Source organism: Flavobacterium hauense (assembly GCF_054457175.1).
In genome coordinates, this window is the sequence record NZ_JBTKVX010000002.1 from 230,597 (window position 1) to 245,869 (window position 15,273).

A 15,273-nucleotide genomic window follows, 5' to 3' on the forward strand; every position below is an offset into this window, starting at 1 on the left:
GATTATGTTAGGTATTTGGTTTTTCTTTAATATATCTCCAAATATACTTAAATTTTTTTTCCTTATTTTTGGGCTTTACCACATATGCTTACTTCTGCTGAATGAAAAAAATTGCGGCTTTATCTTTTCTCGTTTTTCTTTGCTCATGCCGTTTCTTTGATGGTCAGGTGCCTAATGAGGAAGAATTGTTGCAAAAGCGCCTCAAAGAAATAAACTGGAAAGAGGTAAGCAGCTATCCCTCGATAGCCGAATGTGATGCCATAATGGATAAAGAGTTGAGAAAAGACTGCTTTTTTGCTCAGATGACCCTTCTCATTCAAAACAAACTGGATATTGATACGCTTGCATTGCTCTATCCCGAAATGGACACCATTCAGGTTAAGGTAACTGTTTTTTCTAATGCTTCGTTAAGGTTTGAACCACAGTTGCCAGGGGAAGCCAATTACAACATGGCAAAAATTGACAGCCTCATTAAAGCGCGACTGGTAAATTTTCCTGCTGTTGAGCCGGCTCAAAAGGAAGGTGTGCCAGTAACTACACAATTTATACTGCCCGTTATCCTTGATGTGAAACAGTAGAAACTTCTTCTGTTTTTCTTCCCGATTTAAAAGTGAATACAAAATAGCTGCCTATGGTTACAGGCAGTACTGTATTGAGCAGCCATATAAGTGTTGCTATAAATACTACGATCCATTCATTGACTCCAAGTATCCCAAAGAAAAATACAGCCACACTGCCTTTTACTGCAAAGTCAAGGAACTGGAAGCTTGGTAGTGAAGAGCCCAGAAAATAAGTGGCTGCTATAGTAGCCAATAAAAGGAAGTAGGGCAATTGAACATTGAATAATAAAAATAGAATATAGTATTGATGTACAATCGCAAGATAGCGGAACAATGCCAGCACAATGTTTTTGCGGTGGATGCTTTTAGGGATATCATTCAGTTTTTCGCCCAGCCTTTGTAGTGAATACCCTTTTATGGTAATCTTCCTTGCCGAAAACAACAATAGGGTAGTTATCGTAATTCCTGCGACAATGGCTAATGCCAGATTTCCCGAGACGGCCGGATAGGTATAATTGAAATACAGTAATCCTGCAATGCCGGCTACAACGGCAATAATAAGCTGGATTCCGTTGCAGACAAGGTTAAGGAATATGATCTCGCCGGTTTCTTCTTTTTTAAAATACATCGCTTTTGCAGCATATTCGCCTATGCCGTTTGGTGTAAACAATGCAACTGTAACCGCTGCGAGTACCTGCGCTGCCGATTTACCCAATGATATGGGATGAAACCAGGATACCAGGTTTTGCCATTTTAAAATTTCCAGAAAACGGTTTAAAACGGTTAAGGCAAGCAAAGGGAACAGGAACCAGTTGATGTCTTCCCGGTTGATTAACCTGATAAAGCGATCCATGTCCAGTTGGTCATTATTGGCAAGCCTGTCATAGATAAAATAAAAGGCTCCGCCTACGATCAAAAGTTTGATAAAGGCAACGAGGAATTGTTTAGCTTTGCGTGTGGCTGACATGCTGCAAAAGTAAAGAAAATACATTGGCAAACGAACGCATTATATTAGGGATAGATCCGGGTACGACCATTATGGGTTTCGGCCTTATAAAGGTCATTAATAAAAAGATGGAATTCCTTCAGCTGAATGAACTTCAGCTTAGCAAGTATGACGACCATTATGTAAAGCTGAGGATAATATTTGAGCGTACTATTGAGCTTATAGAAACACACCATCCCGATGAAATCGCTATTGAAGCGCCTTTCTTTGGCAAGAACGTACAGTCTATGCTAAAACTGGGCAGGGCACAGGGAGTTGCCATGGCGGCAGGACTTTCGCGCCAGATTCCTATTACAGAATATGAACCCAAGAAAATAAAAATGGCGATTACCGGAAATGGTAATGCAAGTAAAGAACAGGTGGCAAAAATGCTTCAGCAATTGTTAGGCTTAAAGGAGCTTCCCAAAAATCTCGACAGTACCGATGGACTTGCTGCTGCAGTATGCCATTTCTTTAACTCGGGTAAGATTGTTGCAGGTAAGAGCTATAGCGGTTGGGACAGTTTCGTGAAACAGAATGAAGGCAGAATAAAATAGGCACTATCCGGTAATTATCATGGCAGGCATCTACATTCATATTCCTTTTTGCAGGCAGGCATGCCACTATTGTGACTTTCATTTTTCTACATCCATGAAAAAGAAAGACGACATGGTTTTGGCTTTAGCCAAAGAAATTGTCATGCGCAAAAATGAATTTGCCAATGAAACCGTTGAGACAATCTATTTTGGAGGAGGTACACCTTCTGTACTTTCTAACGAAGAGATAGAACTGCTGATAAATACAGTTTACCAAAATTATTCGGTAGGTGCGAATCCCGAGATTACCCTTGAAGCAAACCCTGATGATCTTTCCAATGATCGAATAATCGAATTGGCAAAAAGTCCCGTCAACAGGCTGAGTATCGGTATACAATCGTTTTTTGAAGACGACCTTAAAATGATGAATCGTGCCCATAACGCCCTTGAAGCGGAAGCCTGCCTTACGGAAGCGGTTAAATATTTCAACAATATTTCTATCGATCTTATATATGGTGTTCCGGGAATGACAAATGAACGCTGGCTGCATAATGTAAATAAGGCCTTGTCGTTTGGTGTGCCTCATATTTCAAGCTATGCACTCACGGTAGAGCCTAAGACCGCACTGGATAAATTCGTAAAAAAAGGAGAGATTGCCGCGCCAAGCGAGGAAGTTTCTCACGAACATTTTTTGCTTCTTGTAGATGTGCTTCAGGCTTATGGTTTTGTGCATTATGAACTCTCTAACTTTGGCAAAGAAGGCTATTTTTCTAAAAACAATACAGCTTACTGGCTCGGGAAGAAATACATAGGGATTGGCCCTTCGGCACATAGCTATGATGGTATACACCGTAGCTGGAACATTGCCAACAATGCGCTTTACCTTAAAGGAATCGAAGAGGACATGCTCCCGGCTGAAACCGAAAAACTAACCCCTGCCGACCGTTATAACGAATATGTCATGACAGGATTGCGCACCATTTGGGGTGTATCGGTACAAAGGGTACATGACGAATTGGGTAAGCTCTTCAGTAATTATTTAAGCAACGAAGCCGCTAAGTTTATAGAGCAGGGGTTGCTGGTAAATGAAAACGGTATCATTAAAACAACCCGTGAAGGAAAGTTTTTGGCCGATGGCATTGCGTCTGACCTGTTTTTTATAAATTTGGACTGAAACCACAGTCTAAATGAAAATAACCATACAACATAACGGGACAGCATTTTCAGCTGACCTTTCCCAACCTATTGATATTTCAATTCCACTATCTAATACCGATAGCAATCCTATTGCGTGGTATATAGACAAACCTGTAATAGAGCCTGTAAAAATGGGCGACTGGGTAGGAAAGGTAAGTGAAGGCTCGTCGACCAACTTCAATAATATATTCTTCAATCCGCATGGGCATGGTACGCATACCGAATGCCTGGGTCATATTACACGAGATTTTTACAGCGTTAACCAGGCGCTGAAGCAATTCTTCTTTATGGCAGAGTTGGTATCGGTAAAGCCGGAAGCACAGGGAGAAGATTTTGTTATTACAAAGGCTCAGATAGAAGCTGTGATTAAAGGGAAATTACCCGAAGCGATTGTGATCCGTACGTTGCCTAATGACGCAGAAAAGAAATCAAAAAACTATAGCAATACCAATCCGCCCTATCTTGAAGAGAGTGCTGCTGCTTACATCCGCGAATGCGGCATAAAGCATCTGCTTATAGATATGCCGAGTGTAGACAGGGAAAGCGATGAAGGAAGGCTTGTGTCGCATAAAGCCTTTTGGAATGTAAAAGACATCCATAACCTGAATGCCGATGCCCGACATGATGCAACCATTACCGAAATGGTATATGTAAATGATGTCGTAGAAGACGGCAGCTACCTGCTGAACCTGCAGATCGCTTCTTTTGAAAATGATGCCAGCCCAAGTAAACCGGTTTTATATAAGCTGTCATGAAAAAACTGATACAACTGGAAGAAGCCCTTTTATTTGGCTTGGGTATTTACCTGTTCAATACACTGGATTATGCATGGTGGTGGTTTCCCACTTTGCTTTTAGTTCCTGATTTTTCTATGCTTGGTTATGTTTTAGGTAACAAGTTGGGAGCGTGGTGTTATAATATTGCACATCACAGAGCGTTAGCCATTGGTGTATATCTTTTGGGTGTATATCTCGCTAACGAAACGATTCAGCTGAGCGGAGTTATATTGTTCTCTCACTCGTCTATGGACCGGATGTTTGGCTATGGGCTTAAATATGAAAAAGGATTTAAGTTTACCCATCTGGGTGAAATTGGAAAGAAAACCTAAAATCTAAGTTCCTCAGTAACTAAGCAACTTAAAAAAAAATGAATATACAGGGATTTTACGATTACTGCCTTGCCAAAAAAGGTGTTACAGAGCATTTTCCATTTGATGAAGACACTCTTGTATTTAAGGTGGGTGGCAAGATGTTTGCGCTTTCGTCATTATCACAATGGGAAAAAGGGGAGGCCTCGGTTAACCTGAAGTGCGATCCTGACAGGGCTTTGGAACTGCGTGCGCAATATGAAGCCATAGAACCGGGTTATCACATGAGTAAGGTGCACTGGAATACTGTTACCATTGATGGCGATGTGCCTCAGAAAACATTAATGGAACTTATAGACCATTCCTACGAGCTCGTGTTTAAAAGCCTTACCAAAAAGCTTCAGGCAGAAATTACCGAACAACAATAATTTATTAGTAAATTAATATTCGGCTTTGTAACTTTGAGGCTGTAATTACTTTGTAAACAATATGAAAGAGCATATAAAAAATTTCCTGAACGAAGAACAGGACCCTAAAGCGGTTGAAAAGATCACATCTAAACTTAGCGACATCCTGATGAGGGGTGAAGAGATAGGCTATATTGGTGTTCAGAAAAAACCGGCAATCACTGTTTTTCCTGACAGCATAGTGCTTACCAATAAAAGGATCATAATATGCAAGCCAAAGAACCTTGGCCTGTCTATGGATTTTACCGATTTTAGCTGGAATATCATTACGGCAACTTTCGTAAAAGAAAATATTCTTGGTTCTGAATTTTCCTTTAACACAAATACCGATCTTACTGTTTCTATAGACTATATCCCAAAGATACAGGCAAGAAAAATAAATACGTTCGCTAAAGAACAGCTTGAAGAACTTAAAGAAGGCAGCGCACCTGCCAAACCTGAAACGTTCTTTGCAGAGCCATCGGCCGAACAGCATCCTCACGTAGAAGAAGTTGAGCAGATCGAAGAAATAGAGGAAGTAGAAACAGAAGAAGTAAATGATTTTGCGGAAATCATCAGCCCACTGCCACAGCCTGTAATGCCTGCTTATAGCGAGCCTGCACCTGTTGCCGAAGAGAGAAGTAGTAAGGACAAAGCGCTTAGCGAGCTAAGTAAAGAAGAATTATTTGATAAGCTTCAGAACTACAAAAAATTGTTGGATAACGGCCTGATTCTTCAGGGTGAGTATGATGCCTTTAAAAAGGAGATACTGGCATACCTGTAATTAGATTACGCCATGGCCAAAACTATAGAAGAGCTTATTCCGCATCGTGTCCCTTTTTTGTTTGTTGACGAAATTGTTTCTGTCAGCACAGAAGAGATCATAGGTATTCAAACATTTACCGATACAGAAAATCCTGTATTGAAAGGAAGCTTTCCGCCGGATATAATTCCGGGAACTATAGTTTTAGAATCGATTGCGCAGTGCGGCGGAGCCGGCGTAAGGCTGCTTGGCATAGCCGAAGGTGTTTTTGCATTGGCACATATTGAGACCGTACAAATTTTCAAAAGTGTTCATTATAATGAGCAACTAAAGTATATTATAAAAAACGTAAGGCTTAGCGCCAAAATGGTAAAGCAGCAAGGCAAAGCTTATGTAAATGATGAGCTTGTACTTGAAGCTTCCTGGTTAAGCATAAAGATAGATCCCTCTGCAATGTAGAGATGATTATAAAAGAAAAGCCCTCGTTTTACGAGGGCTTTATATTTACATTACATTCTTCTGTTTGTTAGAAAAACTGTCGGCCTGCATTTCGAGCAGCTCAACGGCCTTTTTCTTCTTATAGGTATAAAGTCCGCGGTCATCCCTTATCTCGGCATATACATCGTCATAGATACCAGCATCGGTAGAACGCATCAATTCCCTTTGGTAATTGTTTTGAGACAGGTTGGTTTTTACCGCCATCTCGGCATCTTCGAGTTTAAAGTCATATTCCCCTTTCGGCGAAAGCAATTTGGCAATAATAGGTGATGTTTCTATTGCAAGGAACAGCAGCATTATGAAGAATGAAGGCAACCATGGCAGCTTGTTAAGCGCATTGATACGTGCCATCAGTCCGTCAAAACTATCAATTATCGGCTGTGTTTCGTTAATTTTTTTATCAAGGTCGGCCTGCAGTGTTTCACCCTGTTTTTCTTTTGCGGCTATTTTTGCCGTATTGGTTTTACGGAGTGCCTCAAGCTCGGCAAGGGCAGCATCGTGTTTAATGCGTTTTTCGGCATATACAGGGCCTTTGCCTAATTTCAATGTGCCTTTAGTACCTTCAGCTTCGGTAATGTAGGTGCTGTAAAGGTCGTTTACTTCTTTTTCCTTTTTAGTGATAGCCGATTTCAGGCTGTCAACTTCAGCCTTGTTTTTGGTGAGGTCGCCCTGAAAATAATTGGCAACCTGTTTTTTATTGGCCATCGCCAGTGTGTTCTTCTCTTTCAGCAGCACGGTATCAATCTCCTTTTGGAAGATCTTTATCTCAAGCGGCTTGGATATTACAATGGCAATGATCATCGCAAGGATGATACGCGGTGTAGCCTGAATGAATTCCTGCCCGATCTTATCGCGCTTGCGGATAGTAGAAACGATGAAACGGTCAAGGTTAAAGATAAGGAAGCCCCAGACAAGTCCGAAGAAGGTAGCCATGTAGGCGTTGTCAAAAACGGTGTAAAGGGCGTAGGATGCGGCTATCCAGGCCATTAGCGCTGTAAAGAAAACAGTTGCGCCAATACCGGCATATTTGTTCTGCTCGCCATTAGAGCAGCTGTACACGAGGTCTTTATCGACCCCTGAACAGGTGATGAAAAAACGCTTTAACATGATGATTTTGTTTTTTGATGATGATGATGTCTACAAAGGTAACGCGTTTTTTGAAATAATGGTATAACCTGTTGATATGTTCGGTTTTATGGTAAGAAAAATCCGCCCTTAAGAGGCGGATTTCAGGATTTAACTAATAGAAATTATAAATATGAATTGGTTGGTTACGATTTTGAAGGAAAGTCAACCGAAACCCCTACTTTCGATGCGACTCCGTTTTGCTGCATTGGAATCCATTCAGGCGAGTTTTCAATTACGCGTTTTACTTCGTTTAGCAACTGTTCGTCTTTTTCTCCTGCGACCCAAACATCCGATAGCTTGCCATTGGTGTTTACGGTAAAATGAATCGACAGTTTTTTATCTTTAAACGCATCGGCAAGTTTTAAGTTATTGGCGAGGTATTGATCAAATTCTTTACTGCCTCCCGAGAAACGGGGATAAAAACTACGCTGCTGCTTTTTCCTCTCTTCAACAGTGGGATAATGCGTTGCTTCAAGATCCTTTTTCTCTCTTTCTTCCATTATCTGCAATTCTGTCTTTCCGGTAGCTTTTGCTTCTTCGTTGTATTCAGATTTATAATCCTCAGCTTTGTCGGTGATGATTATTTTCAGGCTTTTGTCCGGATAATGGTCATAAATGCTTTTTAGGTATTTGTTGTAATAAGGATACGTATAAAAGAAGCTTTTATGGTTTCCTTTTAGTTTTCCATCCACCATGCTCATCCCTGAAGATTTAGCTGCAAATGCGGCAATATCTTCTTTTTTCAGTTTAAGGATTTCATCGCGTGATACTTTTTTGTCATCTAAGAAAAATTGGCCGCCCTGTTCATTATATTCTGTATAAAGAGAATAAGTATAGTCAGCATCCTGAATTCCCTTTGCCTCACCCTTTTTCTCCGGAGCATCAGGCAGATAGTAATGCCTCTCTTCTGCTGTAAGCAATTCATAAGGCTTATCTATGTATTTACCTTTTGAAGCATCTTCTATGATGATGCGGACGCCTTTGTAGTATTCGTTTTTTCTGGCTTCGGTATCAGGATTGTTTGGAACTACATGTATAGTGCCGGGAGTTTGCTGCTCAAGGCTATCCCCTGATACTTCACTGGTAGCAGTGGTTTCAATTCTGGCTTCGGGTGCAATTTTTACTTCAGGAACAGTGGGATTATTTGTTTTGGCCAACACTACGGTCTCCGTGCTTAAAAAGTAAAGCAGACCAGTAATGGCGGGCAGTACTGCAAATTTCATGAGTACCGCTTTGGTTTTGTTGGTTGTTTTGGTCATCATAATGAATCTTTTTTTAGTTAGTGAAAAATTAAGGCTGCTTGCCAGGGAAAAAGACGTGCCAACGGTGACTTTTTCCAGTAGCAGGTTTTGGTAATAGACGGTGTTGGCAGTAGATTCTATTACTTTTTCATCAGCCAGGAATTCGTGATTGAGCTGTATCGCTTTTTTGTAAAAGTAGAGTAGCGGATTAAACCAAAACATGGTTTTAAGTGTTTCTATAAATAAGATGTCAATGGTGTGAAACTGTTTAACATGGGTAAGTTCATGCGTAAAAAGCTCCGGGGCTATAAGTTTGTTTTCATACTCATTTTTGCTCACATATATATTGTTCAGGAAAGTATGCGGAAGTACATCCTGGCTTAATAACACCAGGCTTGTGCCTTTGTAACTTACAGTCAGGCTGTTTCGTTTGTTTTTGTAAAACCTCCGAATATTAAGTATAAACCTTATCCAAAGAATCGTGGCTACAGTCAGATACAATCCCCAGCCTGTGTAGGGCCAATAGTTTGTATGCGCTGGTTCGGCTATTTCATAAACTGATGTTATCGTAATCTTTGGTTTTGCTGCCGTAATATTTTTTTCGGGCATTTGCTGTTCCCTGAACTCCAGAGACTGCTCCATAGGGAGTGCTTGTGGTGATGCTTCCGCTTCAACATAAAGCGGAATAGTTACTAGTGGTAAAGCCAATGAAAACACTAACGCGCTCAGCAGGTAAAACCTGTTGAAACGGTGCATTTTTTCCCTTTCGAATAAAATATAGTAGAGGCCGAGCAACACTCCCATTGCCAGGGTTGATTTTAATAGAAACTCACTCATAGCTTTTGGTTTAGCAGTAGAGGTGATACCCCCGTCTAAAAACTAACAATTAATAATATAAATGGTTGATTATGGTTTAACTTTTAATGTAATGGTAAATGGGTAGTCAATACCGGCATTAATAGGTTTTCCATTCCGCATGGCAGGTTTCCACTTAGGAGATTTTACAATAGCAGCTAAAACCTCTTTTTGAAGCTTTTCAAAAGTATTCTGAAAGTCACCAAAAGCCTGTGGTTCTGTACAAACTTTAAAATCATCCAGTGTCCCGTCTGTTTTTATGGTAAAGCTGTATTTCAATTTTATTGTCATGTCGTTTTTTACATCAGGTAGAGTTATATTGTTTGATATAAATTTAGTGAATGCCATATAACCGCCTGGGAACTCCGCGTCTGTTTCTTCGGGCGTTTCCTGAATTTCCAGATATCCCATTCCCCGTAAGTTTTTCGAAAACATTACTTTTTCTTTTTCCTTTTCAGATAATTGGGCATAACCATTCTTTATAGTTTCTTTACCGGTTTTATCAATGAATTTGAATCGTGTGTTTTTTAGATACACAGCAGGATCATCGCTGAACATATCAGGGTTTGTTTTTCGCAATTCTGCTTCTTCGGCCTCGGAGATGCGGAATCTTTCCAGTTTAGCTTCCGCTTCGGGGCTTAATTCCAATTCTTCTAATTTGGGCATCTCCGATTGCTGTGCGATAGTTTTTGTACATAAAAGCATCATTAATGCGATAACTACAGGGAGAATAGCTAGTTTTATAAAACCTGCTTTTGTTGTTGAGGTTGTTTTAGTCATCATGATAAATCTTTTTTTAGTTAGTGAGAAAGTAAGATTGCTTGCCATGGAGAAAGTCCGGCCAACATGGGCTTTGTCCAATAGCAATTTCTGGTAATAGACGGTGTTGGCAGTAGAATCTATTACTTTTTCATCGGCCAGGAACTCATGGTTGAGCTGTATGGCCTTTTTATAGCAGTATAGCAGCGGATTGAACCAAAATACAATCTTAAGCGCTTCTATAAATAAAATGTCAAACGTATGTTTTTGCTTTACATGGGTAAGTTCGTGGGTGTATAATTCATCTTCAATCATTTTGGCTTCATACTCTTCCTGATTCACAAAAATGTAATTCAGGAAAGTATGGGGGAGTGTTTTTTCATCAAGTAATATAAGAGTCGCTCCATTGTAACGGATTTTTTCATTTTTTGCTGACTTTTTTATAAAGTGCCTAACATTAATCGTAAATCGTACTGCTAACAGTATGGTAAAGATGCTGTAAATGCTCCATATTATGTAGGGGATGTAATTTATTGCAGGCTTATATACAGTTCCGTGAGCTGCGCTATAAGGTACTTGAGGGGACATAAGCATCTCTGATGTCCCGGATATTTGGAATGATGGTGTAAAAGTCTCAACATATACCGGAATTATTACAAGCGGTAAGGCCAATGAAAACACTAACGCGCTCAGCAGGTAAAACCTGTTGAAACGGTGCATTTTTTCCTTTTCGAATAAAATGTAGTAGAGGCCAAGCAATACTCCCATTGCTACGGTCGATTTTATAAGGGATTCAATCATGGCTTGTTTAATTTAATTGTGCTATAATTTTAATTCTTCCGCTTCAGTGATTAATAATGGTATTTTACTCTTCGGCGAAAAAATTTTTCCTGGCAGGATTTCCATTTTCATCAGTATACTCTATAAATATTTTTCCATAATTTTTAGGATTGTTGGACAAGTACACATAAGGCATGGCTTGTTTTAGCGAATCAACCTGTAGCTGTGTTACATTTTTGATAATCAAAAGTGATTTGATTTTATCGCTTGGAACGCCGGACAAGGCATTCGAGAATTGTTGGTCTCTATTGGTTTGTTTTTTGGTTACTGTATCGGTTTCAAAGAAAGTACTAGATGCTGATTTGATATTCTGATTTTTTTGTTTTGAAGTAGCTGTTTTTTTCTTGTCCTCATTACTTACGCTTAATTTTAAAACCTTTGATGGATATTTTAAATGTTCATACTTAAGATTTTTGTCAAAGTAGGCATTGGTGTATAAATTAAACTGGAAAGGCTGTGGATGCTGTTTAGTCTGTGCGTTTTTATATACAGGGCTTCCTGTTACATATACAAAATCAGTATTCTTATATTTGTTGAGAACCAGATTGTCTACATTCTTACCATCAATCCAAATGGCATACTTCGACTTGTTTTTATACTCTTCAAGTTCTTTTCCTGTTGGAGATTTTTTTACTTTTGCTATCGGGACATAAAACAGGTATTCTCTTTTTTGTTCCATTGTTAGCTCTTCGTAAAGTTTGTCGATTGTTATCTTGCGTGTTTTGTCTTCAATTATCATTCGTACTCCGGCGTAGTAAGTATCCCTTCTTTTGTCTTTTGCCGCAGGTGTTTCTTGTTTTTTATCCGGAATATTGCTTAAAGCTTCCTGTGCTATAGTCTCAACACATAGAAGTATCATTAATGCAGTAATAACGGGAGCAATGGCTAGTTTTAAAAAACCTGCTTTTACTGTTGAGGTTGTTTTAGTCATCATAACGAATCTTTTTTTAGTTAGGGAAAATGTCAGGTTGCTTGCCATGGAGAAAGTTGTGCCAACAGTGGCTTTTTCCAATAGCAGCTTTTGGTAATAGACGGTGTTGGCAGTAGAATCTATTACTTTTTCATCGGCCAGGAACTCATGGTTGAGCTGTATGGCCTTTTTATAGCAGTATAGCAGCGGATTGAACCAAAATACAATCTTAAGCGCTTCTATAAATAAAATGTCAAACGTATGTTTTTGCTTTACATGGGTAAGTTCGTGGGTGTATAATTCATCTTCAATCATTTTGGCTTCATACTCTTCCAGATTCACAAAAATGTAATTAAGAAAGGTATGCGGAAGTATCTTTTCCTCTAATAACACCAATTTTGCCTTTCCCATTATGACAGAGGGATTGCTGTTGGCTCTTTTAAAAAATGAGATAATATTCCTGATAAAGCGAATTGCCAGTGTAATGGTTACGATGGAGTATATGGTACAGCCAATATAAAATAGGTAATCTGTTGGCTGTTCCGCTAAGGCTTTGGAGACTGACGTTGTAGTAGTAATAGTAGTAGCGTTGGATGACGGAATCTCCTGTATGTAAGTTATCACGGTAATAAAGGGTACTGCAATCGCAAGCACCAATGCACCCAACAGGTAAAACCTGTTGAAACAGTGCATCTTTTCCCTTTCGAATAAAATATAGTAGAGGCCGAGCAATACGGCCATTGAAAGGGTCGATTTAAAAAGGAAGTCGGTCATAATAATTGGTTTGGTTGGTTTGTTATGACGTATTGTTTTTTATTGCTGTTTTTTGGCAATCTCTTTATCTATAATCTTTCTCAGCTCTTCGAGTTCTTCGGCACTCATGTCGGTTTCTTTTGTAAAGAAAGAGGCAAATTGTGCTGCTGAGTTGTTGAAGAAGCTTTTAATCATTCCGTTTACCTGTTTCGAGAAATAGTCTGATTTTTCTACCATCGGGAAATATTCTCTCGATTTACCATATTCTTTGTAGCCTACAAAACCTTTATCGGCCATGCGCTTTAATAATGTAGCAACAGTGGTGGTGGCTGGCTTTGGGTCGGGGAAAGCATCCAGCAGGTCTTTCATGAATGCCTTTTCCTGCTTCCACAAAAATTCCATTAGCTGTTCTTCTGTTTTTGTTAATTGCATTTGCTCTACAGTTTTAGAGTTATTTCTACAAATGTAGAGTAAAAAATTACATGTGCAACTTTTTTTGCAAAAAAAATCCGCTTTGTAATAGCGGAAGAGATTATTTATGAGTTGTTTATTGTAATTTTTACCTGTGAATACCTATGGTTTAATTTTTAAGCTGTCGCGATGTTCTGAATAAATACTGTCTTTTTTTAATGAGAATTTTATGGGTTCCGGCTGTAGATTATTGATATTTAATTTTTCATCGGAACGTATTATTCTGAAGGCGATAGGCTCCGGTTTATCGGCATCAGGTGTTTTATGATTAAAAGTTGTATGGCCGGGTGCCTTAACTATAATCTGAATGCCAGGCCTGTCCTTGTATTGTTTCAGAGTTTCATCTATTAATGTTTCAAACTCTTCGTTGCTCACTTTACCTGAGGTCACGATAATCCTTTTTTCGGTGATCACTGTTTTGGGTAAAGATCTTTTATTCTGTGCATGACATAGTGCTGTTAATACCATAAATGTGATAAGGATGAGGTTTTTCATAATGATGTATCTTAGGATTATCATTATATGATGCCAAATAGTGCGTAAAGGTTGGAATCAATCATAAAAAAATCCGCCACGAAGGGCGGATTAGATTTTAGAATTATTAGGAGCTGACAACTGAAACTATCAATCGGCAACAATTATTTCGACATTTCAGTAAAGTGTTTGTAAAATAAAGGGATTGTTTCAATTCCTTTAAGGTAGTTGAATACCCCGAAATGCTCGTTTGGTGAGTGAATGGCATCGCTGTCAAGGCCAAAGCCCATCATGATGGTTTTACTCTTAAGCTCTTTTTCGAATAACGCAACGATAGGAATACTTCCACCTGAACGTACCGGTATTGGCCTGATGCCAAAGCTTTCTTCATAAGCAGCTGCTGCCGCTTTGTAGCCAAGGCTGTCTATAGGTGTTACATAGGCCTGTCCCCCGTGATGAGGTTTTACAACCACCTTCACGCCTTTAGGGGCAATACTTTCAAAATGCTTGGTAAACAGGTCGGTGATTTCTTTCCAGTCTTGGTCGGGTACCAAACGCATTGATATTTTGGCGAATGCTTTGCTGGCAATAACAGTTTTTGCACCTTCGCCAGTATAGCCTCCCCATATTCCGTTTACATCAAGCGTAGGACGGATAGAGTTTCTTTCATTGGTAGTGTAGGTTGCTTCTCCATACACATCTTCGATGTCAAGTGCTTTTTTGTAAGCATCAAGAGAGAATGGCGCTTTTGCCATTTCGTCCCTCTCTTCGCGGGAAAGTTCTTCTACCCTGTCATAGAAGCCAGGAATAGTGATATGGTTGTTCTCATCGTGTAGCTGGGCGATCATTTTTGCCAGTATGTTGATTGGGTTTGCCACGGCACCACCATAAAGGCCTGAGTGAAGGTCGCGGTTAGGGCCTGTAACTTCTACCTCTACATAACTAAGTCCGCGAAGACCAGTTGTGATAGATGGCTGCTGGTTAGAGATCATTCCTGTATCAGAGATAAGGATAACATCATTCTTAAGTTTCTCCTGGTTGCGCTCTACGAACCAGCTAAGGCTTGGTGATCCAACTTCTTCCTCACCCTCGATCATGAATTTCACATTGCAAGGCAGGTTGTTGTTTGCGATCATATATTCAAAAGCCTTAACGTGCATGTACATCTGGCCTTTGTCGTCACATGCGCCACGTGCAAATATTGCACCTTCAGGGTGAAGTTCGGTTGTTTTGATAACCGGCTCAAAAGGTGGCGATGTCCATAATTCGATTGGGTCCGCAGGCTGAACATCATAGTGTCCGTATACTAATACGGTAGGGAGCGATGCGTCAATCATTTTTTCACCATAAACAATAGGGTAGCCCGGTGTTTCGCAAAGTTCTACAAAGTCGCATCCTGCTTTTTCAAGGCTTGCCTTTACAGCGTCTGCGGTATTTACTACATCCTGAGAGTAGGCGCTGTCAGCACTTACCGATGGTATTTTAAGTAACTCTATAAGTTCATTCAAAAATCTTTCTTTATTTTCCTGAACGTAATTTTTTATGTTATCCATTATAAATTAGTAATATACGATTGAAAGGCAAAATTAAGGAAAAAATAATTTTAATTTTTCCCTGAATTTACTTTGAAAATTTAAAAACAGTCGTATATTTGCACCCGTAATAATGAAACAAATTATCGGTTTTATTATCAGCCTGCGGGTGTGGTGAAATTGGTAGACACGCCAGACTTAGGATCTGGTGCCTCACGGTGTGAAGGTTCGAGTCCTT

Annotated in this window: 16 protein-coding genes; 8 read left to right on the top strand and 8 right to left on the bottom strand. The window is 39.6% G+C overall.

Features of this window, described 5'->3' with window-relative positions:
* The first annotated feature begins 101 nt into the window (after positions 1–101).
* Entirely contained in the window at positions 102–578 is a 477-nt protein-coding gene (locus ACX0HA_RS02200) for a hypothetical protein (protein WP_458843633.1), read from the top strand.
* On the opposite strand, the gene ACX0HA_RS02205 is transcribed toward ACX0HA_RS02200, so the two are convergent.
* Positions 556–1,527, bottom strand: a complete 972-nt coding sequence (locus tag ACX0HA_RS02205; RefSeq protein ID WP_458843634.1) for a hypothetical protein — start codon at positions 1,525–1,527, stop codon at positions 556–558. The two genes, ACX0HA_RS02200 and ACX0HA_RS02205, sit on opposite strands and share 23 nt — an antisense overlap.
* Positions 1,528–1,550: 23 nt before the next feature.
* On the opposite strand from ACX0HA_RS02205, the gene ruvC reads away from it, so the two are divergent.
* The 7 genes from ruvC (at position 1,551) to ACX0HA_RS02240 (ending at position 6,033) form a co-directional block, all read left to right on the top strand.
* Complete coding sequence (ruvC, locus tag ACX0HA_RS02210) at positions 1,551–2,102, top strand: crossover junction endodeoxyribonuclease RuvC (protein WP_458843635.1); 552 nt, start codon at positions 1,551–1,553, stop codon at positions 2,100–2,102.
* Between the two features lie 19 nt (positions 2,103–2,121).
* The gene (gene hemW / locus ACX0HA_RS02215) at positions 2,122–3,255 is read left to right on the top strand and encodes a radical SAM family heme chaperone HemW (RefSeq protein ID WP_458843636.1); all 1,134 of its coding nucleotides are present in this window, start codon (positions 2,122–2,124) and stop codon (positions 3,253–3,255) included.
* Positions 3,256–3,268: 13 nt separating this feature from the next.
* On the top strand, positions 3,269–4,033 hold the full coding sequence (locus ACX0HA_RS02220; RefSeq protein WP_458843637.1) for a cyclase family protein: 765 nt from the start codon (positions 3,269–3,271) through the stop codon (positions 4,031–4,033).
* The gene (locus tag ACX0HA_RS02225) at positions 4,030–4,386 is read left to right on the top strand and encodes a DUF4260 domain-containing protein (protein ID WP_458843638.1); all 357 of its coding nucleotides are present in this window, start codon (positions 4,030–4,032) and stop codon (positions 4,384–4,386) included. Before ACX0HA_RS02220 ends, ACX0HA_RS02225 begins: the two co-directional genes overlap by 4 nt.
* Before the next feature lie 38 nt (positions 4,387–4,424).
* Positions 4,425–4,793, top strand: a complete 369-nt coding sequence (locus ACX0HA_RS02230) for an MmcQ/YjbR family DNA-binding protein (protein ID WP_458843639.1) — start codon at positions 4,425–4,427, stop codon at positions 4,791–4,793.
* 61 nt (positions 4,794–4,854) lie between these two features.
* Complete coding sequence (locus ACX0HA_RS02235; protein WP_458843640.1) at positions 4,855–5,595, top strand: PH domain-containing protein; 741 nt, start codon at positions 4,855–4,857, stop codon at positions 5,593–5,595.
* A gap of 12 nt (positions 5,596–5,607) precedes the next feature.
* A complete protein-coding gene (locus tag ACX0HA_RS02240; protein WP_458843641.1) occupies positions 5,608–6,033 on the top strand; it encodes a 3-hydroxyacyl-ACP dehydratase FabZ family protein in 426 nt (141 codons plus the stop codon).
* Between the two features lie 45 nt (positions 6,034–6,078).
* Here ACX0HA_RS02240 and ACX0HA_RS02245 read toward each other — a convergent pair whose 3' ends face one another.
* The 7 genes from ACX0HA_RS02245 to ACX0HA_RS02275 all read right to left on the bottom strand — a co-directional run bounded on the left by ACX0HA_RS02245 (position 6,079) and on the right by ACX0HA_RS02275 (position 15,056).
* Positions 6,079–7,179: a DUF4407 domain-containing protein gene (locus ACX0HA_RS02245; RefSeq protein WP_458843642.1), complete on the bottom strand. Its 1,101-nt coding sequence runs from the start codon at positions 7,177–7,179 to the stop codon at positions 6,079–6,081.
* A gap of 164 nt (positions 7,180–7,343) precedes the next feature.
* The gene (locus tag ACX0HA_RS02250; protein ID WP_458843643.1) at positions 7,344–9,278 is read right to left on the bottom strand and encodes a M56 family metallopeptidase; all 1,935 of its coding nucleotides are present in this window, start codon (positions 9,276–9,278) and stop codon (positions 7,344–7,346) included.
* A 69-nt stretch (positions 9,279–9,347) separates the two neighbouring features.
* Positions 9,348–10,856 (bottom strand): M56 family metallopeptidase, encoded by a 1,509-nt coding sequence (locus ACX0HA_RS02255; protein WP_458843644.1) that lies wholly within the window; start codon positions 10,854–10,856, stop codon positions 9,348–9,350.
* Positions 10,857–10,920: 64 nt separating this feature from the next.
* Positions 10,921–12,579, bottom strand: a complete 1,659-nt coding sequence (locus ACX0HA_RS02260) for a M56 family metallopeptidase (RefSeq protein WP_458843645.1) — start codon at positions 12,577–12,579, stop codon at positions 10,921–10,923.
* Between the two features lie 39 nt (positions 12,580–12,618).
* Positions 12,619–12,990, bottom strand: a complete 372-nt coding sequence (locus ACX0HA_RS02265) for a BlaI/MecI/CopY family transcriptional regulator (RefSeq protein ID WP_458843646.1) — start codon at positions 12,988–12,990, stop codon at positions 12,619–12,621.
* Between the two features lie 141 nt (positions 12,991–13,131).
* Positions 13,132–13,524: a hypothetical protein gene (locus ACX0HA_RS02270; protein ID WP_458843647.1), complete on the bottom strand. Its 393-nt coding sequence runs from the start codon at positions 13,522–13,524 to the stop codon at positions 13,132–13,134.
* Between the two features lie 143 nt (positions 13,525–13,667).
* Positions 13,668–15,056 carry a dipeptidase gene (locus ACX0HA_RS02275; RefSeq protein WP_458843648.1) on the bottom strand — a complete coding sequence of 463 codons (1,389 nt, stop codon included), beginning with the start codon at positions 15,054–15,056 and terminating at the stop codon, positions 13,668–13,670.
* Positions 15,057–15,273 lie beyond the last annotated feature (217 nt).